Source organism: Methylobacterium sp. C33D (assembly GCF_053345825.1).
The window spans coordinates 1-255 of record NZ_JBKFAV010000279.1 but is presented as its reverse complement, the minus strand read 5'-3'; the positions used below and the strand labels follow the sequence as shown (position 1 = coordinate 255).

The following is a 255-nucleotide window of genomic DNA, read 5'->3' as shown; positions in this document are numbered from 1 at the left end:
CCACCACCCAGTGCTCGGCCCGGTGGTAGTGCTTCTGCAGCGACAGCCGCCCGCCCGGCACCACCTGGATCCGCTTCACCTGGAAGCGCTCGCCCAGGTCGATGCGCTGGTACCAGCCCCAGGGCCGATACATCCGCAGGTGCGCGTCCGCCTCCGGCGCGCCCTGCGCCCGCAGGGCGCCGACCAGCTCCTTCACCTGGCCCGAATGCGCCTTGGAGGCCACCAGCACCGCGTCGGGGGTGGAGACCACCACCA

General features: G+C 72.5%; 1 pseudogene. It reads right to left on the bottom strand.

Going from position 1 to position 255, the window contains the following annotated elements:
- Window positions 1–255, bottom strand: a pseudogene (cpsB, locus tag ACLBXO_RS32370) (mannose-1-phosphate guanylyltransferase/mannose-6-phosphate isomerase); the annotation flags it as partial.